Annotated in this window: 21 protein-coding genes; 11 read left to right on the top strand and 10 right to left on the bottom strand. The window is 72.2% G+C overall.

The window, feature by feature from the left end:
- Positions 1-37: 37 nt before the first annotated feature.
- Positions 38-1,294, bottom strand: coding sequence for an extracellular solute-binding protein (locus ACH45E_RS30170; protein WP_361452508.1), 1,257 nt, complete (start codon positions 1,292-1,294; stop codon positions 38-40).
- 213 nt (positions 1,295-1,507) lie between these two features.
- On the opposite strand from ACH45E_RS30170, the gene ACH45E_RS30165 reads away from it, so the two are divergent.
- Positions 1,508-1,723, top strand: coding sequence for a dodecin (locus ACH45E_RS30165; RefSeq protein WP_361452505.1), 216 nt, complete (start codon positions 1,508-1,510; stop codon positions 1,721-1,723).
- Between the two features lie 15 nt (positions 1,724-1,738).
- Here the strand turns inward: ACH45E_RS30165 and ACH45E_RS30160 are convergent, their stop codons facing one another.
- A complete protein-coding gene (locus ACH45E_RS30160; RefSeq protein ID WP_361452502.1) occupies positions 1,739-2,230 on the bottom strand; it encodes a hypothetical protein in 492 nt (163 codons plus the stop codon).
- Positions 2,231-2,470: 240 nt separating this feature from the next.
- Between ACH45E_RS30160 and ACH45E_RS30155 the strand changes: the two genes are divergently transcribed.
- The 9 genes from ACH45E_RS30155 to ACH45E_RS30115 all read left to right on the top strand — a co-directional run bounded on the left by ACH45E_RS30155 (position 2,471) and on the right by ACH45E_RS30115 (position 9,895).
- Positions 2,471-2,872, top strand: coding sequence for a (2Fe-2S) ferredoxin domain-containing protein (locus tag ACH45E_RS30155; RefSeq protein WP_361452499.1), 402 nt, complete (start codon positions 2,471-2,473; stop codon positions 2,870-2,872).
- Between the two features lie 140 nt (positions 2,873-3,012).
- Positions 3,013-4,842, top strand: coding sequence for a hypothetical protein (locus ACH45E_RS30150; protein ID WP_361452497.1), 1,830 nt, complete (start codon positions 3,013-3,015; stop codon positions 4,840-4,842).
- Positions 4,829-5,374, top strand: coding sequence for a hemerythrin domain-containing protein (locus tag ACH45E_RS30145; RefSeq protein ID WP_361452495.1), 546 nt, complete (start codon positions 4,829-4,831; stop codon positions 5,372-5,374). The genes ACH45E_RS30150 and ACH45E_RS30145 overlap by 14 nt, the downstream gene beginning before the upstream one ends.
- Entirely contained in the window at positions 5,371-6,459 is a 1,089-nt protein-coding gene (locus tag ACH45E_RS30140) for a hydrogenase expression protein HypE (protein WP_361452492.1), read from the top strand. Before ACH45E_RS30145 ends, ACH45E_RS30140 begins: the two co-directional genes overlap by 4 nt.
- Before the next feature lie 75 nt (positions 6,460-6,534).
- Positions 6,535-8,331 carry a nickel-dependent hydrogenase large subunit gene (locus tag ACH45E_RS30135; RefSeq protein ID WP_361452489.1) on the top strand — a complete coding sequence of 599 codons (1,797 nt, stop codon included), beginning with the start codon at positions 6,535-6,537 and terminating at the stop codon, positions 8,329-8,331.
- Positions 8,324-8,869, top strand: coding sequence for a NifU family protein (locus tag ACH45E_RS30130; protein WP_361452486.1), 546 nt, complete (start codon positions 8,324-8,326; stop codon positions 8,867-8,869). Before ACH45E_RS30135 ends, ACH45E_RS30130 begins: the two co-directional genes overlap by 8 nt.
- Positions 8,866-9,480: a DUF5947 family protein gene (locus ACH45E_RS30125; protein WP_361452483.1), complete on the top strand. Its 615-nt coding sequence runs from the start codon at positions 8,866-8,868 to the stop codon at positions 9,478-9,480. The genes ACH45E_RS30130 and ACH45E_RS30125 overlap by 4 nt, the downstream gene beginning before the upstream one ends.
- 12 nt (positions 9,481-9,492) lie before the next feature.
- Entirely contained in the window at positions 9,493-9,699 is a 207-nt protein-coding gene (locus ACH45E_RS30120; protein ID WP_361452480.1) for a hypothetical protein, read from the top strand.
- A gap of 46 nt (positions 9,700-9,745) precedes the next feature.
- Positions 9,746-9,895 (top strand): hypothetical protein, encoded by a 150-nt coding sequence (locus ACH45E_RS30115; RefSeq protein WP_361452477.1) that lies wholly within the window; start codon positions 9,746-9,748, stop codon positions 9,893-9,895.
- Positions 9,896-9,904: 9 nt separating this feature from the next.
- On the opposite strand, the gene ACH45E_RS30110 is transcribed toward ACH45E_RS30115, so the two are convergent.
- The 6 genes from ACH45E_RS30110 to ACH45E_RS30085 all read right to left on the bottom strand — a co-directional run bounded on the left by ACH45E_RS30110 (position 9,905) and on the right by ACH45E_RS30085 (position 15,262).
- Positions 9,905-10,429 (bottom strand): hydrogenase maturation protease, encoded by a 525-nt coding sequence (locus ACH45E_RS30110; protein ID WP_361452474.1) that lies wholly within the window; start codon positions 10,427-10,429, stop codon positions 9,905-9,907.
- On the bottom strand, positions 10,426-12,138 hold the full coding sequence (locus ACH45E_RS30105) for a hydrogenase maturation protein (protein ID WP_361452471.1): 1,713 nt from the start codon (positions 12,136-12,138) through the stop codon (positions 10,426-10,428). The genes ACH45E_RS30110 and ACH45E_RS30105 overlap by 4 nt, the downstream gene beginning before the upstream one ends.
- Before the next feature lie 174 nt (positions 12,139-12,312).
- A complete protein-coding gene (fmdA, locus tag ACH45E_RS30100; protein WP_361452468.1) occupies positions 12,313-13,560 on the bottom strand; it encodes a formamidase in 1,248 nt (415 codons plus the stop codon).
- An 85-nt stretch (positions 13,561-13,645) separates the two neighbouring features.
- On the bottom strand, positions 13,646-14,299 hold the full coding sequence (locus tag ACH45E_RS30095; protein ID WP_361452465.1) for an AmiS/UreI family transporter: 654 nt from the start codon (positions 14,297-14,299) through the stop codon (positions 13,646-13,648).
- A gap of 44 nt (positions 14,300-14,343) precedes the next feature.
- On the bottom strand, positions 14,344-14,622 hold the full coding sequence (locus tag ACH45E_RS30090) for an FmdB family zinc ribbon protein (protein WP_361452462.1): 279 nt from the start codon (positions 14,620-14,622) through the stop codon (positions 14,344-14,346).
- 211 nt (positions 14,623-14,833) lie between these two features.
- Positions 14,834-15,262, bottom strand: coding sequence for a hypothetical protein (locus ACH45E_RS30085; protein WP_361452459.1), 429 nt, complete (start codon positions 15,260-15,262; stop codon positions 14,834-14,836).
- Between the two features lie 233 nt (positions 15,263-15,495).
- Between ACH45E_RS30085 and ACH45E_RS30080 the strand changes: the two genes are divergently transcribed.
- Positions 15,496-17,781, top strand: coding sequence for an ATP-binding cassette domain-containing protein (locus ACH45E_RS30080; protein ID WP_399041900.1), 2,286 nt, complete (start codon positions 15,496-15,498; stop codon positions 17,779-17,781).
- 394 nt (positions 17,782-18,175) lie between these two features.
- On the opposite strand, the gene ACH45E_RS30075 is transcribed toward ACH45E_RS30080, so the two are convergent.
- On the bottom strand, positions 18,176-19,006 hold the full coding sequence (locus ACH45E_RS30075) for a lysophospholipid acyltransferase family protein (protein WP_361452456.1): 831 nt from the start codon (positions 19,004-19,006) through the stop codon (positions 18,176-18,178).
- Complete coding sequence (locus ACH45E_RS30070; RefSeq protein WP_361452453.1) at positions 19,006-19,776, bottom strand: GNAT family N-acyltransferase; 771 nt, start codon at positions 19,774-19,776, stop codon at positions 19,006-19,008. The genes ACH45E_RS30075 and ACH45E_RS30070 overlap by 1 nt, the downstream gene beginning before the upstream one ends.
- Positions 19,777-19,822: the final 46 nt, after the last annotated feature.

Raw genomic sequence — 19,822 nt, 5'->3', positions numbered from 1 at the left:
GCCCGGTGACCGGTGGGGCCCGTCCGCGCCGGCCGCTTCAGTCCAGGTCGGGCGCGAGCTCGTCGGTGATCCGGCGGGAGGCGCGGCGGGCCTCGGTCGCCGGGTCGGCGCCGCCGAGCACCTTGCTCATGTACTCCTTGATCGGGTTGTCGGTCTCGACCGCGGTCCACTGAGGGGTGCTGGGGGTCGCCCGCCCGTGTGCGGCGCCCGCCGCCATGGCGGCGACCCCCTCCTCGCCCGCGACCGCGCTCGCCAGGGTCGTCCTGTTGGGCACGTAGTTCATGGTGCGGGCCAGTTCGGTGTCCCACTTGGCGCCGGTGAGGGCCGCGACGACCTCGACGGCGCGGTCCGGCTGGTCGGTGTTGCGGGGCACGATGAGGTCGGAGCCGCCCGTGAACACGGTGCCGGGCCGGCTCGCGGTCTTCCCGGGCACCGGGAAGTAGCCCAGCTGGTCCTTGAGTTCAGGGTTCTGCTGCACGATCGACTGCGCGAGGCCCGGCACGGCCACGATCTGCGCGACCTTGCCGCCCGCGAACACGCCCGCCTGGGGCGGGTGTTCCTCGTCGGTGCCGACCGGACCCCGGCCGAGGGCCTGGAGCCTTCGGTAGAAGTCCATGCCGCGCAGCGCCGCCGGGGTGTCCAGGGTGCCCTTCCAGCGGAAGCCCTTCTCCTCGGCCAGGTCGCCGCCCTCGTCCCAGACGAAGCCGGCGAGTGTGTACCAGTCCTGTCCGGCGAGGTAGATGCCCTGGTTCCCGCCGGAGTCGAGCTTCCCGGTGTCGGCGAGCCACTCCTCGCGGGTCTTCGGCGGCCCGGTGATGCCGGCCCGTTCGAAGAGGTCCTTGCGGTAGATGACGACGCGGTTGGCGGCGTACCAGGGGATGCCGTACTGCTGGGTGCCCTGGTGCCCGGGCTCGGTCAGGCCGGGCAGCCAGTGGTCCTTGTCCCAGTCGCGTACCGACTCCAGGGTGAGGTCGGTGAGGCGGTTGCCCTCGACGTAGCGCGGGACCTGGGTGTTGCCGACCTCGATGACGTCCGGGGCGTCGTCCGAGTCGCTCCTGAGCGCGCTCTGCACCTTGTCGACGATGCCGGTCCATTCCTGGATGCGGATACGGAGGCGGATGTCGCCGTGGGTGCGCTCGAAGTCCTCGGTGAAACGGCGCAGGAAGTCCTTCGACGCGCTGTCCTTCATCAGCCACACGGTGACGGTGTGGCGCTCGTCGCCGCCCGGCAGGACACCGCAGCCGGCGGCGAGGGCGGCGGACACACAGACGAGGGCGAGGAGTCGACGTCGCACGAGGGGTCCTGTTCTGTCTGCTGGACAGGGGAGGGGGCCCGACGTGGGGGACGAGCGCGGACGCTCGTACGGGCGTGCTGGATTTTGGTATGGACCAATCCGGAGGTCAAGGCCTACCCCGGGTTTCGGCCCGACGCCTCGCAATCCACCTCCGCATACGGCACGGTGGAGTGACGCGTGGCACACCTGTCACCAAGGAGAGGAGCACTCGCCATGTCGAACCACACCTACCGGGTCACCGAGATCGTCGGCACCTCCCCCGAAGGCGTCGACCAGGCCATCCGCAACGGCATCGCGCGCGCCGGCCAGACCCTGCGCAACCTCGACTGGTTCGAGGTGACACAGGTCAGGGGGCAGATCGAGAACGGCGAGATCGGGCACTGGCAGGTCGGGCTGAAGGTGGGCTTCCGTCTCGACGACGAGGGCTGACCGGCCCGGCCCTCCTCAGGTCCGCCCCTCCCGCTCCTGGGCGTCGGCCAGCGCGGCCGACGGCTGGGCCCAGCGGGCCCGTACGACGGTGAACCCGGCCCGTTCGGCGTCGCCGCACACCAGTTCGTCGTCGTCCACCAGGACCCGGACCTCCCGGTCACGGGCCAGCCGGCGCAGGATCTCCAGCTTGGTGTGGCGGGCGGGCCTGCGGTCGGCGTCGCGCCGCATGAACACGCGCCCCTCGGGCAGACCGTGCGCGGCGAGCCAGTCGAGCGTGTCGCGCCGGCAGCGCTCGGGCCGCCCAGTGAGGTAGACGACCTCGCACTCCTCGGCACTGCCACGCGCCAGCGCCACCCCCTCGGCGAGCGGCGGATCCGCCGGGGCGGCGCCGAAGAAGCCGTCCCAGTCCCGCGGCCTGCTCTCAAGGAACCGCTGCCGGTGCGCCGTGTCGGCCAGGGTGTTGTCGAGGTCGAAGACGGCGAGCGGCCGCCGGCTGCTGTCTGTCACACGCCCACCCTAGGGCCAGTCTGACAATTCCCGTCGTCCGCCCGAAGGGCGGGCCCCGCGGCGGCGATGGGGGTCCCCCCGCGCGAGCGAAGCCGAGCGTGGGGGAGTGCGTGCCAGACGCCGCGGGGCAGGCGGGAATTGTCAGACAGGCCCTGGACACCCCGGCGGCCGGCCGGCCCGCCGTCCCGGAACCGGGCCCCGCCCTCAACCCGGCCCTGGGTGAAGGCTCATGCTTCTCCCATGTCCCCTTCCCCTCCGGCCCCCCGGCCGGCCCCGGACCGCCCCTGCACCCTCGTCGTCTGCCGCGGGTGCTGCTGCGGCGATCCGGGCAAGCACCCCGGCACCGACCACGCCCGCCAGCTCCAGCGGCTGCGGGAGGCGGCGGCCGAGCGCGGGTTCGAGGTGCGCACCACCGACTGCCTCGGGCCGTGCGACCAGGCGAACGTGATGGTCGTGCGACCGTCGGCCACGGGACGCCGGGCCGGTGGCCGGCCGGTGTGGGTCGGGTTCGCGATGGACGACGACTGCACCGAGGAGATCGTGGAGTGGGCCGGGGCGGGCGGTCCGGGTATCGCCGAGCCGCCGCTCGCGCTGGAGTTGCAGTTCATCCGGGCACCTCGCGCGGGGCGGGTACGGCGCTGAGTCCCCGCTGCGGCTGAACGCTCACCCTTCGCTCACCCTTCGCTCCCCCGAGTGGACCAATCCCGGGGGCCCACAGGAGGCCGACTGGTGTGAGCGGTGTGACGCTGGTGGAAGGGATGGCCGGCGTGACAGGAGACAGGATGGTGGACGGTACCGCCAGGAGCGGATGCGCTGCGCTCGCATCACGTGACGAGGCGCTCCAGCGGCTGCGCACGGTCGCCGACGCCGTGCTCTACGAGGGCTACCTTCTTTATCCGTACCGCCGGTCATCCCCCAAGAACCGGGTGCGCTGGCAGTTCGGCGTCCTCACCCCGCGCGAGTGGGCCGAGGCGGACGGGCCGGTGCCGCCGGGGGTGTCCGGCTCGGTGGACTCCTGGTACCAGCAGACCGAGTGCCTGCTGCGGGCGTCCGGCGACGCCCGGCTGCGGGTGACGGTGCGATACCTCCAGCTCCAGCGCAAGCAGGTGGAGCAGTCCACCGGCGACGGCCTCCACCGGCCGGTGGAGTCGCTCCAGACGGGGGCGGACGTCCATCTGACCTTCGACGAGGCGGTGCCCCGCGAGGCGGAGATCGACGTGCCGCTGGCCCGGCTCCTCCAGGGCCCCCACCGTACGACGGTCGGGTCGCCCGGCGGTGCGGGGACGGAGCAACTGGGCGGCGGGGCGGGCCGGGTGGTGCGCCGCCGGGACCCCGTCCACGCCGTGACGACGGTCCGGGCCGAGCGGATCCGGGACGACGGCGACGGCCACGGCACCGCGCTGTACCGGCTGCGGGTGCGCACCGAGAACACGGGGTCCCTGCCCGGCGGCGCCGGCGTGCCCCGGGCCGAGGCGCTGCGGCACGCCCTCATGGCCACCCATACCCTGATCTGCGGCGCCGGCGTCGAGTTCGGGTCGCTGATCGAGCCGCCCGAGGCGGACGAGGAGCATGCCCGCGGCTGCCGGAACCTGTTCGCCTTCCCCGTCCTCGGCGGCGAACCGGGCCGCGGGGACGCGGTCCTGTCCTCGCCGATCATCCTGCCGGACCACCCGCAGGTGGCCCCCGAGAGCCCGGGCGACCTGCACGACGCCGCCGAGATCGACGAGATCCTGAGCCTGCGCACACTGCTGCTGACCGACGACGAGAAGCGCGAGGCCCGGGCGACCGACCCGCGGGCCGCGGACATCCTCGACCGGGTCGAGAACATGCCGCCGGAGATGTTCGCCCGCCTGCACGGCGCGATCCGCTCCCTCCAGCCGGCGACCCGCACCCCAACAGCCGCCGCCCGGCCGTCAGCCGCCCCCGCCCGTTCGGACACGGCCCACCACGGCGTCCCCCCGGCCGGCACCCCCGAGCCCGACGCCGGTCGGCCCGACCTCGCTTCGACCGGTCCCACCCCGGCCGGCCCCGCCCGCTCCAGCACGGCCCCCACCACAACAGCCGCCGCCCGGCCGTCAGCCGGCCCCGCCTGTTCGGGAACGGCCCACCACGGCATCGCCCCGGCCGGCACCCCCGAGCCCGACGCCGGTCGGCCCGCCCCCGCCGGCCCCGCCCGCTCCAGCACGGCCGCTACCGGGCCGGCCGCCGGGGCCGGGGTCCCGGGGGGCGAAGACCCGTTCGGCGCAGTGCCGGTGGCAGCCGGAGCGCGCGGAGTGGTGCCCTGGTGGCAGGAGGGCGGTGACGAGGGTCTGTCGCCCACGACCGACAGCGTGCTCGTGGACGGTGTGCCGGTCGCGGCCGGGAGCGCCGTGCGGCTGCGGCCGGCCGGGCGCGGAGCGGACGCGCAGGACATGTTCCTGGCCGGCCGCACGGCCCGGGTGGCGGCCGTCTTCCACGACGTGGACGGCAGTACGCACCTGGCGGTCACGCTCGACGACGACCCGGCCGCGGAGCTCAACGCCTGGTACGGCCGCTACTTCTACTTCCGCCCGCACGAACTCCAGCCACTGACCGCCACCGTGGACGAGGGAGCGCCCGATGGACGCCCTTGAGCTGCTGACCCACGACCACCGCAGGGTGGAGCAGTTGTTCCGCAACTACCACTTGGCCGCCTCCGACCGTCAGCGGCGGGGCGTCGTCGAACTGCTCGTGCGGGAGCTGTCCCGGCACGCCGCCCTGGAGGAGACGTACGTCTACCCCCTGGCGAGGAAGGTCTTCGTCGACGGCGGACGCGAGATCGACGAGCACCTCGGCGAGCACATGGCGGTCAAGGAGACGCTGCTCGCCCTGGACCGGCTCGACGAAGGCGACGAGAGGACGGACGAACTCGTCGCCCGGCTGCGCCGCGAGGTCGAGGAGCACGTGCGCGAGGAGGAGGAAGTGTTCATGCCCCGGCTGCGCGCCTCCGTCTCCCGCCGCCGGCTCGACGACCTCGGGCAGCTGCTGGCGAAGGCCAGAGGGGACGTACCGACCCGCCCCCACCCCCATGCGCCGGACCATCCACCCGCGCTCACCCTCGCCGGGCCCGTGGCCGCGGCGTACGACCGACTCAGGGACCGATTGCAGCGGAGGCCGAGTACATGACCACCCAAAGCGGCACCACCGAAGTCAGCCAGGACCCCAGCCGGTCCGAACGGCGCGAGGGCTTCGACGAGATCACCATCCTCTGGATCTCCGAGGGCATGAGCTGCGACGGCGACACCGTCTCGCTCACGGCCGCCGACCAGCCCTCCATCGAGGACGTGGTGCTCGGCCTGATCCCCGGTCTGCCGAAGGTGAACCTGGTCAACAAGGTGCTCTCACCGAGCCTGGGCGGCGAGGACTTCCTCGCCCCGTACCGGGCGGCGGCCCGCGGCGAACTGGCCCCGTTCATGCTCGTGATCGAGGGCTCGATCCCGAACCAGAACATCATCAAGGGCGACGGCTACTGGACGTCGTTCGGCAACGACCCGGACACCGGCCAGCCGCTGCCCCTGAACTGGTGGATCGACCAACTGGCGCCGAGGGCCTGGGCCGTGGTGGCCGCCGGCACCTGCGCCACCTACGGCGGCATCCACGCCATGGCGGGCAACCCCACCGGGTCCATGGGTCTCGCCGACTACCTCGGCTGGGACTTCGTGTCGCAGGGCGGTCTGCCCATCGTCAACGTGCCCGGCTGCCCCATCCAGCCCGAGAACTTCATGGAGACCCTGATCTGGGTGCTCCAGCACGCGGCCGGGGCCGCTCCCCCGCCGCCGCTGGACCACATGCTGCGCCCGCAGTGGCTGTTCGGCAAGACCGTGCACGAGGGCTGCGACCGGGGCTCGTACTACGAGCAGGCCAGCTTCGCCAAGGACTACAACTCGCCCAAGTGCCTGGTGAAGACCGGCTGCTGGGGCCCGGTCGTCAACTGCAACGTGCCCAAGCGCGGCTGGATGGCCGGCATCGGCGGCTGCCCGAACGTCGGCGGCATCTGCATCGGCTGCACGATGCCCGGCTTCCCCGACGCGTTCATGCCGTTCATGGACGAACCGCCCGGCGGAACGCTGTCGTCGCTGGTCATCAAGCCGTACGGGGCGGTCGTGCGCCGGCTGCGCGGCCTGACGAACGACATCGTGAACCACGAGCCCAAGTGGCGGCACAACAAGCGCAAGCTGACCAGCGGTTACGACCCGCACTGGCGCGCCTGACACGGCGGCACCGGGGGGGGAGGGGGGACCCACCACTCACCGATGGAACCCGAACAGCGAGGGGCAGCAAGCCAGATGACGACAACCGAGGCCCGGTCCACGGGGCGCAAGCCCGCCCAGCTCGTGGACATGTCCTGGGATCCGATCACCCGGATCATCGGCAACCTGGGCATCTACACGAAGATCGACTTCGCCAACCGGGAAGTCGTCGAATGCCACAGCACCTCGTCGCTGTTCCGCGGCTACTCGGTGTTCATGAAGGGCAAGGACCCGCGCGACGCCGGCTTCATCACCTCGCGCATCTGCGGGATCTGCGGCGACAACCACACCACCTGCTCGAACTACGCCCAGCAGATGGCCTACGGCGTCAAGCCGCCGCGGCTGGCCGAGTACATCACCAACCTCGGCGAAGCCGCCGAGTACATGTTCGACCACACGATCTTCCAGGACAACCTGGTGTTCGTGGACTTCTGCGAGGCGATGGTCAAGTCCACCAACCCCGGACTGCTGGCCCGTGCCGAGCGCACCGACGCGCCCCGCGGCGACATCCACGGCTACCGCACCATCGCCGACATCATGAAGGCCTTCAACCCGTTCGAGGGCGAGGTCTACAAGGAGGCGCTGAAGGTCAGCCGGGTCACCCGGGAGATGTTCTGCCTGATGGAGGGGCGGCACGTCCACCCGTCGACGCTGTACCCGGGCGGCGTGGGCACGATGCCGCAGCCGAACACCTTCACCGACTACCTCAGCCGGCTGATGCGGGTGATCGACTTCGTCAAGAAGGCCGTCGCGATGAACGACGACGTCTTCGACTTCTTCTACGAGGCGCTGCCCGGCTACGAGGAGGTCGGCAAGCGGCGCATCCTGCTCGGCTGCTGGGGCGCCTGGCAGAACCCGGACGTCGTCGACTACCGCTACGAGACGATGAACCAGTGGGGCAAGGCGATGTACGTCACCCCGGGCGTCATCGTCGACGGCAAACTGGTCACCAACAACCTCATCGACATCAACCTCGGCATCCGGATCATGCTCGGCAGCTCGTACTACGAGGACTGGGTCAACGAGCAGCCGTTCGTCACCCACGACCCGCTCGGCAACCCGGTCGACATGCGCCACCCGTGGAACCAGACGACCGTCCCGGTACCGCAGAAACGCGACTTCGCGGAGAAGTACAGCTGGGTGATGAGCCCGCGCTGGTACGACCAGGGCAGCGGCGACCACCTCGCCCTGGACACCGGCGGCGGCCCGCTGGCGCGGCTGTGGTCGACCGCGCTGAGCGGCATCGTCGACACCCCGTACGTCAAGGCCACCGGCCACAGCGTGCGCATCTCGCTGCCCAAGGGCGAGAGCCTGCCGGAGACGACGCTGGAGTGGCACATCCCGAAGTGGAGCAACACCATCGAACGGGACCGTGCGCGGCCGTACTTCATCGCCTACGCCGCGGCCATGGCCCTGCAGTTCCTGGAGGAGTCGATGGGGCTGCTCCGGGCCGGCGACACCAAGATCTTCGAGAACTTCGAGGTGCCGGACGAGGCGATCGGCTGCGGCTTCCACGAGGCGGTGCGCGGCGTGCTCTCGCACCACCTGGTGATCAAGGACAAGAAGATCGCCAACTACCACCCGTACCCGCCCACCCCGTGGAACGCCAGTCCCCGGGACATCTACGGCACCCCCGGCCCGTACGAGGACGCCGTACAGGGACAGCCGATCTTCGAGGAGAACGGCCCCGACGACTTCAAGGGTGTCGACATCATGCGCACCGTGCGCAGCTTCGACCCCTGTCTGCCGTGCGGTGTGCACATGTACGTGGGCAAGGGCAAGACGCTGACCACGCTGCACTCGCCGACGTACGGAGCCGCCGGCCATGGCTGACGGCACCCGGCTCGACGAGGCGTCCCTCGCCGCGCGGCTGGCCCGCCTCGACGACCTGCTGGAGCACCTGGAGGAGACCCCGGGCCCGACCGCCCGGGAGGCCCTCGAGGCGGTACGGGCGCTCACCGAGGTCTACGGCGAGGCGCTGGCCAGGATCCTGGACCGCGCGCAAGCCCCCCTGGCCGGGGAGATGGCCGAGGACGAACTCCTCGCCCACCTGATGGTCCTGCACGGCATCCACCCCGAGCCGGTGGAGGTCCGGGTGGCCCGGGAGGTGGAGCGGCTGGGCGGGGAGCTGCGCGAGCGGGGCGGCGACCTCGAACTGGTCGCCGTCGAGGGGGAGGTGGTCCGGGTCCGCCTGGCGGTCAAGGGCTGCGGCTCGTCGTCCGCCGGGATCCTGGACGCGGTCCGGGAGGCGGTCCTCGGGGTGGCACCCGAGCTTCAGGCGGTGGAGCAGGTGCGGGACGCCCCGCCCCCCGCCTTCGTACCGCTGGACGCCCTCACCCACCGTGCCCGGCAACCGCGGGTGGCGCGGTGACCGGCGGCGCGCTCGGGCGGGTCATCCGCTCGGCCGCCGCCCGGCGCACGGCGGCCGAGGAGCTGTGCGACCTGTGCGCCGCCCCGGTGCCGGACGACCACCGCCATCTCCACGACGGCGCACGGGAAGAGGTGCTGTGCGCCTGCCGGCCCTGTGCGCTGCTGTTCACCGAGGGCGAGGAGGGCGACGGGCGCTACCGGCTGATCCCGCTGCGCCGTCTGCGGCTGCCCCCGGTGGACACCGAACCGCTGGGCGTGCCCGTCGGACTGGCCTTCTTCGTGCCCCGCCCGGACGGCGCGGTCCTCGCGCACTACCCGAGCCCGGCGGGCGCCACCCGCTGGGAGGTGGACGCGGACGCCTGGCGGAAGGTCGTCGCCGGCTGCCCGCCGCTGGCCGGCCTGACACCCGAGGTGGAGGCGCTGCTGGTGAACACCGCCCGGGGTCTGGCGCACCACTGGATCGTGCCGGTCGACGACTGCTTCCGGGTCGTCGGACTGGTGCGCCAGGAGTGGCAGGGAATGTCCGGCGGAGAGACGATTTGGCCGGTACTGGAACGTTTTTTCACCGAACTGGCCGCCACGCAGCCGGTGGCACCGGCCGCACGACCGTAAGGAGGACACACCATGGGCAGCATCCGGGTCGGGAGAGCGCAGGCGAAGCCCGACACGCCCAGCCACGTCTACGGCCTCCACCAGGGCAACAAGGGCCCGTACGAGCACCAGACGGGGCATCACGAGGACGGCACCGCCGACGCGCGCCGGTCCACGGGCATCCACTGGAAGAAGCACGAGGCGATCCTGAAGATCATGCCGAACATTCCGCCGGGCTGAGCGGGCTTAGGGAGCAGAGATGGCAAGGGCAAAAACAAGGACGACGGTGACGGCCAGACGCGTACTGACGGCACAGGCGGTGCTGGTCGGGAGCACGGTGCTGGGCCTGCTGGTCTGGGAGCTCCCCGGGCTGGTGCGCGAGATCAGGATCTGGCGCATGGCCGGTTCCTCCTCCGGCGTCCGGCACGCCCACTGACCTGCGGGGTCAGCCGGCCGCGAGCGCGGCGCCGGCGTCGGCCAGCAGCCGCTCCACCACCGTGTGGAGCAGTGGCACGGCCCGTTCGACGGCGTCGCGCACCGGCGCGCTCAGACCGACGGTGACGTCCGGGTCGTCGGCGTTCGGCACCGCCTCGGGCTCGCAGGCGAGGACGACGACGCGGGGCAGCGCGCCCTCCCCGAGGTGCGTGGCCAGCGCCAGTACCTTCACGGGGTCCATGCCGTGCGCCTCGGGGGCGTGCCGTGCGGTGTCCGCGGCGTCCGGCAGGTCGGGCTCGATCAGCGACAGCGTGCCCGGTGCCAGGCCGCGCGGGGCGGCGTCGACGAAGACGGCGGCGTCGTAGCCGTCGAGGAGCCGGTAGGCGAGGTCCATGCCGCGGATGCCGAAGTCCCGCACATGGACCTCCGCGGGCAGGGGCCGCCCGGCCAGGGCCTTGATCACCTCGGGCCCGAAGGCGTCGTCGGCGAGGAAGATGTTGCCGATCCCGGCGACCAGCAGGCGCGGAGCCGTCATCGGACCTCCCCCAGCGGTGCCGGGGCGGGTGACAGGGGCCGGGGTGATCCGCTCGGCTGCTTGCGGACGAACGCGGAGCGCAGGGCGTGGTAAGGGGCGCCGGGGTCGAAGAAGACGCGGTGCATGCGGGCGAGCTCGTCCTCCCGGTACGCGGCGAGCGGCCGCCGTTCCTCGTCCCTGGCCCGTGCCGCCGCCTTGGCCGCGATCCGCTCCCGTACGTCCGGTGTTCCGGCGAGGGCGGCGGCGAGCCGGCGTGCCTCCTCGGGGAAGGCGCCCGGGGCGGCGGTCACCGTCCGGTCGGCGAGGCCGAGCCGGACGGCCGTGGCGGCGCTCACCGGCAGCGCCTCGCGGGTCAGCCGCTCGGCCGTGGCGTCGCCGACGCGCCGGGGCAGGCTGTACGTCCAGTACTCCGAGCCGTACAGGCCCATCCGCCGGTAGTGCGGGTTCAGGACGACGCCGGAGCGGCACCAGACCTCGTCCGCCGCCAGCGCCAGCATCGCCCCGCCCGCCGCTGCGTTGCCGCCGAGCGCGGCGATCACCAGGCGGTCCGTGGTCCGCAGCACCGCTTCGACCAGGTCGTTCATGGCGTTGAGATTGGCCCACGACTCTTGCGCCGGGGCGGCGGCGGACTCGATGACGCCCAGGTGGATGCCGTTGGAGAAGAAGTCGCGCGCCCCGCCGAGGACGAGGACGGACGTGGGCCGGGTCAGGGCGTGCCGGTAGGCGGCGAGGAGGCGGCGGCACTGGGAGGTGCTCATCGCCCCGCCCGGGAAGGAGAACGCCAGGTGGCCGATGTCGCCGTGCCGTCGGTAGCGGATGTCGCTCCAGGTGCGCCGGCCCGGGAGCGGCTCCAGGGGGGCGGGCACCTCCGGTACGTCGGGCAGCCGGTCGCCGAGCACGTCGGTCGCCGGGCGCCGGAAGGGCGCCGGGTCGCCGGAGCAGCGGCGGGGCCGGAGTTCCGGGATCCACACCGCGCCGTCCCGGGTGGCCCGGCACACGGCGCCGTTCCGGGTGGCGAGCAGTTCGCCGGGGCGGCCCCGCAGCCCGTCCTCGGGGTGGCCGCCGTGCAGGAAGACCTCGTGTCCGAAGAGGTCGTCGAGGACACCCGGCTGGGAGTCGGCGCCGCGCAGCTTGCGCAGCACGGTGGCGGTGTCGTCGTACCGCCAGTCGACGCGCCGCCGCTCCTGCCGGAAGAAGTCGCGCCAGGTCACGGAGATCCCGGGGTCGCTCTGCGGGCGCGGTTTGTACGAGCCGCCGGCGTAGCGTTCCACCGCCAGCAGGACGGCGGTCACCGCGGCGTCGGAGACCTCGCCCCGGTACAGGTCGCTCTTGCCGACGGGCTCCACGGTGAACGGCACCGACGCCCAGACGTCACCGGCGTCCAGGCCCGCCTCGGCCTGGAGCACGGTCACCGCCCACCGTCCGGCGTCCTCGGCGACGGCCCAGTCCAGGGACGACGGACCCCGGTCGCCGGGCGGGCCCGGGTGCACGATCAGGCAGGTGCGCTCCCGCCACACGTCCTCGGGGAGGGCGGTCTTCAGCATCGGCGCGACGATCAGCTCCGCAGCGGTGTCCCGCACGGCCTCGCGCACCGCGTCGTCCCCGTGCGAGGCCAGCACCACCTCCACGCGGTGACCCCGGTCGGCGAGCTCGACGTGGACGCGCTGACACAGACTGTTGAAGGCGCTGGCGACGAGGAGGATGTCCATACGGCCTCAGCATCGTCGCCGGGCCGTGGCCCGGGAAGGACCCGGGCGGCGGCGCGGGACAAGTTCCTCCGGACGGATGCGCACCCGCACGGCGAGGCCGGTGGCGTGCCGTGCGGGTGCCAGGAGGCGGGTGCCGGGACGCGGGATCTTCTCCGGTCCGGGCATCCCCGGATGTCAGGAGGTCACCGCGCACTGCCCGCGGTCCGCGCTCTTCGGTCCCTCCGCGGTGGGACGGACGTCGAAGTCGAAGATCCCGGTGGGCAGATAGAGGGAGCAGCAGGCGTTGGGGATGTCGACGATCCCGCTGATGCGTCCCTCGATGGGGGCCGCGCCGAGCAGCAGGTAGGCCTGCTGTCCGGTGTAGCCGAACCTCTTCAGGTACTCGACCGCGTTCAGGCAGGCGCGGCGATAGGCGACCGTCGCGTCCAGGTAGTAGTTGGTGTTGGTGTCGTGGTCCACGGAGATCCCGATGAAGGACATGAACTCCGAGTACCGCGGCTCGACGTTGCCGGGCAGGAAGACGGGGTTGGTGCTGATGCCGTACTTCTCCATGCCGCCCTTGATCAGATCGACGTGGAAGTCGATGAAGCCGCCCATCTCGATGGCGCCGCAGAAGGTGATCTCACCGTCGCCCTGGCTGAAGTGCAGATCACCGCCCGACAGCTTGGCGCCCTTGACGTGGACGGGGTAGAAGACGCGTGCTCCGCGGGTGAAGTTCTTGATGTCGTGGTTGCCGCCGTTCTCCCGTGCGGGAACAGTACGCGCGCCCTCCCGGGCGATGCGTTCGGCGTCCGATCCCGTCGCCTGGCCGGCGAGGGCCTTGTCGGGGTCGGGCGTGAGTCCCAGGGGCGGGACCCTGTCCGGGTCGGTGTCGACCAGTGCCTGCTCACGCCTGTTCCACCGGTCCAGCAACTCCGCGGACGGTGCCGTGCCGAAGAGGCCGGGGTGGGTGATGCCGGTGAAGCGGACACCGGGAAGGTGCCTGGAGGTCGCCGTCTGGCCGTGGAAGTCCCATATCGCCTTGTAGGCGTCCGGGAAGTAGTCCGTCAGGAAGCCACCGCCGTTGGCCTTGGCGAAGACACCGGTGTATCCCCAGGACTGACCCGGCGCGTCCCCCACCTGCTGGGGTACGGCCCCCAGGTCGAGGATGTCCACGACGAGCAGGTCGCCCGGCTCGGCGCCCTCGACGCCTATCGGCCCGCTGAGCATGTGGGCTCGCATCAGATCGACGTCACGGACATCGTTGGCGGAGTCGTTGTTGCCGATCTGCGCGTCGGTCCATTCGCGGCATTCGACACGGAACTCGTCCCCCGGGCGGACCATGGCGACAGCCGGGATGTCCGGATGCCACCTGTTGTGCCCCGGTACGGTCTGTTCAGCCATCGGCCGGGACTGGTCGACGCTGAAGATTATTTCTGGCATGTCGATTCCTCATGTGGTGCTGCCGTTCCCCCGATGTGCGCCTCTGTTGTCCCGTCGACCACCTCCCGCACGGTGGGACCGGCCGTCAGCCGGGGCTGCCGGTCGGGGCGCCCGCGGCGCCGTACTCCCGGGAGGGCTTCTGGTGCTCCCTCCGCCGGAGAACGATCCACAGCGCTCCGAAGACCAGCACGCCGAACGCTCCCAGCGCGATCGCCGTGTTGTTGTAGTTCTGGGGGACCCAGTAACCGGTCAGGAGCAGGAACGCCGGTATGACACCGGTCACCCAGCCCTCGATCGCGGTCACCCAGCCGACATAAGTCGTCAGGGCCTCCATTTTCAGTCCCAGGAGCAGGAAGAACAGGAACCACAGGAACGCCCAGTAGAGCCAGATCACTCCGAATGGTTTGTCGTTCACGAGCCGGAAGCTGACGAACGAATAACCACAGGCCACGATGGCCACGAAGAGTGAGTAATATCCCACGCCTGTCGAGTCAAGACCGATCAGCAGCCCGATTCCGACATACAGGTATGTGAAACCGAAGAGAAATATGCCGGAGGCCAGCATTATCAGTCTGGGATCGCCGTTCGCGACGATGATGAGATAGATGGGTGTCAGGACCTGAAGCCCGCCCACGAACAGGTTGAACACGGCCGCCGCCCGGGCGTCCACCTTTCCGAGCAGCATCAGCCCGTTCATGAACAGCACCGCACCCACGAAGAGAAGTCCGACGTTGCCCAAGGGGACTCACCTCCCGATATTCCGCGCTTCGGCGGCTACCGCCCTCAGGGCCGGGGGAGCCGGGCGACCGCCGGATGAGCCGGCCTCTGCGCAGCCCTCCTGGGCGGAACTCGCGTCACCACCGCCGGGTTTTCCCGCGACCGCTCTTCCTGCTCACGCAAGGCCGTGACCGCGGGCGACGTGGACACGAGCGCAGGAGAGGAGTACACACGGCGCGCCGGCCCGGAGCACCGCGGGCAGCTTTGCCGGGCCGGCGCGGCACCGATCGGCAGCCTCACGTCGAACGCTCCACAGCGACTGCACGAATATTCGTACGTAGCCATAAAACCTCCAACTCGCCGCGTCCGAGCCCGCGCGGAAGCGCACGGATCCAATCAAGCCGAAGGGCGTCGCAATGCTCCGCACTCAATTCAAGGCAACGCCTCACAGGGCCGGGTGTCAAGGCAGCTCAAGGCGGCGCCCGCGGGGCGCCGCCTTGAGCTGTGAGTATGTGAGCCGCGAGTAATTACCGGCGATTGTGTACGGGGTACGGCGTCAGGGCGTGCCCGCAATCGCGCACGCGCGGCACGGGGGCCGGCCGCAGGTGCACTGCATGATTCCGTCGAGCACCCCGCGATCGTGGTAGAGGCATTCGTCCCGGCACGTGTGACGCGGAACGAAGCCCGCCTGGTGCTCGTCCGGCCAGGGCTCCTCGCCCTCCCGGCAGCGCACGAAGCGCTCGGGGTCCGTGGTGTGCAGCTGGTGCATGCGGTCCCGGGCCTCGCCCTCCAGGTCGCGCGCCGCGGCGACCACGGCCTTGAGCTGGTCCGCGAGGCCGGAGAACCTGGCGTCGCCGGTCCGCACATGGGCGGCGCTCAGTGCCATGACAGCGTTGCCCAGGAACCGGCGGGCGTCCTGGAGATCGGTCACGTGGTGCAGTTGGATTCCGGTCACACCTCGAACCCACACGGCGTCTTCGCTCACTTGTCCACCTTCCAGGGTCGAGTCTCTCCGGATATCACCCATGAGAGTTCACATGAGAGTCACATGTATGACGAAGACAGTAGAGCCCGGCTTTAGGAGCAATCCAGTTGAATCCCAGTGAATTGACTCACAAGCATTCTCATTCGGATCTTCCTCATCCGGATCTTCGTGCCGACGGGCCGCACCGAATTCACGACCCGTACGTCCGCGTCCGCGGCGCCCGTGAGCACAACCTGAAGGGCGTGGACGTCGACATCCCCCGGGACGTGGTGGCGGTGTTCACGGGCGTGTCGGGCTCGGGGAAGTCGTCGCTGGCGTTCGGCACGATCTACGCGGAGGCCCAGCGGCGCTACTTCGAGTCGGTGGCCCCGTACGCCCGCAGGCTGATCCACCAGGTGGGGGCGCCGAAGGTCGGGGAGATCACCGGGCTGCCGCCCGCGGTGTCGCTGCAGCAGCGCCGTGCGGCGCCGACCTCGCGCTCCTCCGTGGGCACGGTGACGAACCTCTCCAACTCGCTGCGCATGCTCTTCTCCCGCGCCGGCAGCTACCCGGCGGGCGCCGAGCGGCTGGACTCCGACGCCTTCTCCCCCAACACGGCGGCCGGCGCCTGCCCGGAGTGCCACGGGCTGGGCCGGGTGCACCGGACCGGCGAGGAACTGCTGGTCCCCGATCCCGGCCTGTCGATCCGGGAGGGTGCGATCGCCGCCTGGCCGGGTGCGTGGCAGGGCAAGAACCTGCGGGACATCCTCGACGCGCTCGGGTACGACGTGGACCGGCCCTGGCGCGAGCTGCCGGCCGAGCAGCGGGAGTGGATCCTGTTCACGGACGAGCAGCCGGTGGTCACCGTCCACCCGGTACGGGACGCCGACCGCATCCAGCGGCCGTACCAGGGCACGTACATGAGCGCCCGCCGGTACGTGATGAAGACCTTCTCCGACTCCAGGAGCGCGGCCCTGCGTGCCAAGGCGGAGGGCTTCCTGACCAGCGCGCCCTGCCCGGCGTGCGGCGGCAGCAGGCTGCGGCCCGAGGCGCTGGCGGTGACCTTCGCAGGCCGCACGATCGCCGGGCTGGCCGCGCTGCCGCTGACGGAGCTGGCCGGCCTGCTCGTGGGCGGCTCCGAGACCGCGCGGGTCCTCACCGGGGACCTGCGGTCCCGGATCGCGCCGGTCGTCGAGCTCGGCCTCGGCTATCTGAGCCTCGACCGGGCCACGCCCACCCTGTCGGCGGGCGAGCTGCAGCGGCTGCGGCTCGCCACCCAGCTGCGGTCGGGGCTGTTCGGGGTGGTGTACGTCCTGGACGAGCCGTCCGCCGGACTGCACCCGGCGGACACCGAGGCCCTGCTGACCGTGCTGGCCCGGCTGAAGGCGGCGGGCAACTCGGTGTTCGTGGTGGAGCACCACCTCGACGTGGTGCGCGGCGCCGACTGGCTCGTGGACGTCGGCCCGCGCGCGGGCGAGCACGGCGGGCAGGTGCTGCACAGCGGCCCGGTGGAGGAGCTGGCGTCGGTCGACGAGTCGGCGACGGCCCGTTTCCTCTTCGGCCGGTCTCCCGGGCCGGTACGCCCGGTCCGTACTCCGCGCGGGTGGCTGAACGTCGGCCCGGTGACCCGGCACAACCTGCGCGACGTGACCGCCGGGTTCCCGTTCGGCGCGTTCACCGCCGTCACCGGCGTGTCGGGCTCCGGGAAGTCCACGCTCATCGGCGCGATCACGGAGGAGCTCCCCGGGGTCGGGCGGCTCGTCTCGGTCGACCAGAAGCCGATCGGCCGCACCCCGCGCTCCAACCTGGCGACCTACACCGGCCTGTTCGACGTCGTGCGCAAGGTGTTCGCGGCCACCGACCCGGCCCGGGAGCGCGGCTACGGCGTGGGCCGGTTCTCCTTCAACGTGCCGGGAGGGCGCTGCGAGACCTGCCAGGGCGAGGGGTTCGTGAGCGTCGAGCTGCTCTTCCTGCCGAGCACGTACGCGCCATGCCCGGACTGCGCTGGGGCCCGCTACAACCCCGAGACGCTCGACGTGACGTACCGGGAGCGGAACATCGCCGAGGTGCTGGACCTGACGGTTCAGGGCGCGGCGGAGTTCTTCGCGGACATCCCGGCGGCGGTCCGCAGCCTGGGCACGCTGCTCGACGTGGGTCTCGGCTACCTGCGCCTCGGACAGCCCGCGACGGAGCTGTCGGGCGGGGAGGCCCAGCGCATCAAGCTCGCCGGGGAGCTCCAGCGCGGGCGCCGCGGCCACACGCTCTACCTCCTGGACGAGCCGACCACCGGTCTCCACCCGGCCGATGTGGAGGTGCTGCTGCGCCAGCTGCACGGCCTCGTCGACGCCGGGCACACCGTGGTGGTCGTCGAACACGACATGAGCGTGGTCGCGGGCGCCGACTGGGTCATCGACCTGGGACCGGGCGGCGGCGACGCGGGCGGCCGGATCGTGGCGGCGGGCCCCCCGGCGGACGTGGCCCGGACGACGGGCAGCGCGACGGCACCCTATCTGGCCCGCGAGACGCCACCCACCCGGTGACCACCGGATGGCCCGCGCCCCCTCACGCCCGACCGCCGGCCAGGGGTCCCGCCCCGCGGTACCGGAGGCGTGGGTCCCGGCGCGACGAGGTCGAGTACGACGGGCAACGCGACGGCGCCCTGTCCGGCCCCGGAGCCGGCGCCGGCGACCCGGTGATCACCCGATGGCCCGCGGGCCCCCTCACGCCCACCCGCCCGGCCAGGGTCCCGCCCCGCGGTACCGGAGGCGTGGGTCCCGGCGCGACGAGGTCGAGTACGACGGGCAGCGCCACGGTGCCCTGTCCGGCCCGGGAGCCGGTGCCGGCGACCCGGTGACCACCGGATGGGCCGCGGGCCCCCTCACGCCCGCCCGCCGGGCAGGGTGCCGCCCGGCGGCGACCACGGCGTGGACCTGGTCAGGCCGCACCCGGGGTACGGCCACCGAGTACCAGTGCCGTGTGGGTCCAGGCGGGCTCGGTCGTGAGGGGCTGGGCTGCGTGGGCCAGTGAGCGGCGGTCGGGGTGGGTGCCCGGTTCGATCAGCGGGCGCACCTCCACCTCGGCGACCAGACCGCGTGCCGAGACCACCCGCCACACCGAGGCCAGCAGCGTGTCCTCGCCGACGAACGCGGGGACCGTGCTGGCCGCGCCCCCGGCGGCCCGGTAGTGCAGCCGCACCGGCTGCACGGGCACGCCCGCGTCCAGCGCGGCCTGGAAGACGGCCCGGTGGAAGCGGCCCTGTGCCCGCCCGCACCAGGTGCTGCCCTCGGGGAAGACACCGACGGCCGCCCCGCCCCGCAGCACCCCGGCGATGCGGGCGACCGTGTCCGGCAGGGCGCGCAGCCGGTCCCGCTCGATGAACAGGGCCCCGCCCCGGGCCACCAGCGCGCCCGCCACCGGCCAGCCGCGGATCTCCTTCTTGGCGAGCATCCGCGCCGGGCGCACGGCGGCCAGCAGCGGTATGTCCAGCCAGGAGATGTGGTTGGCGACGAGCAGCAGCCCGCCCGCGGGCGGGGTGCCGCCGGTGACGCGGATGCGGACCCCCGCGGCCCGGACGACCGCCCGGCACCAGCGCCTGACCCACTCGGCGGGGATCCTCCCGCCGAGCGGGGACAGCGCGATCCCGGCCAGCAGCAGGGCGGTGACCCCCGCCAGCCGCAGCACGGCACGCGGCACGGCCGCCGCGGACCCCGCCCGTTCCACGCACGCCCCCGGGGTGCAGGGCGCGCCGGGCAGCCAGACGCTCATCAGGCCGGTACGAGGGAGAGGAAGTGCCGCAGGTAGCGCTGGTTGACCCGGCGCATCGACAGCAGCACGTACAGGTCGGCGACACGGAAGTCCGGATCGTGCGCGGGCTCGGCGCACACCCAGGCACCGAGGCGAAGATAGCCCCGCAGGAGGGCCGGGAGTTCGGTGCGCGCCGAGGGGGCCGGCCCGCTCGGGGTCCAGGGCAGCAGCGGGCGAACCCGGAACTCCTCCGGAGCCAGGTGCTTGGCCCGCACCCGGTCCCAGGTGGAGCTCGCCAGCACACCGCCGTCGCCCAGCGGGATCGAGCAGCAGCCCGCCAGCCACTCGTGGCCGCGGTCGATCATGTAGCGGGCGATCCCGGCCCAGATCAGGCCGATGACCGCGCCGTCGCGGTGGTCGGGGTGCACGCAGGACCGGCCGACCTCGACCAGGCCCGGCCGGATCGAGTCCAGCGGGGCGAGGTCGAACTCGCCCTCGGAGTACAGGCGTCCGGCGACGGCGGCCCGCTCCGGCGGCAGCAGCCGGTAGGTGCCGACCACCTGCCCGGTCACGGTGTCGTGCACGAGCAGGTGGTCGCAGTACGCGTCGAAGGCGTCGATGTCGTACCCCGGCTGCGGGCTGGACAGCAGGGCGCCCATCTCCCCGGCGAAGACCTCGTGCCGCAGCCGCTGCGCGGCACGCACGTCGGCCTCGTCGCGAGCGAGGGTCACGGTGTAGCGGACGGGTGCGGCGGACTGCGGAGCGCGGTCGAGCGTGATGACGCCGGTCATGGCTTACTCCTGGACACGGGCCGGGTCGGCGGGGACGGCGGGACCG

The organism is Streptomyces sp. NPDC020299 (assembly GCF_044387825.1).
GTDB lineage: Bacteria > Actinomycetota > Actinomycetes > Streptomycetales > Streptomycetaceae > Streptomyces.
Note: the sequence above shows the minus strand (reverse complement) of the source record. Positions and strands in the feature narration are given on the sequence as shown.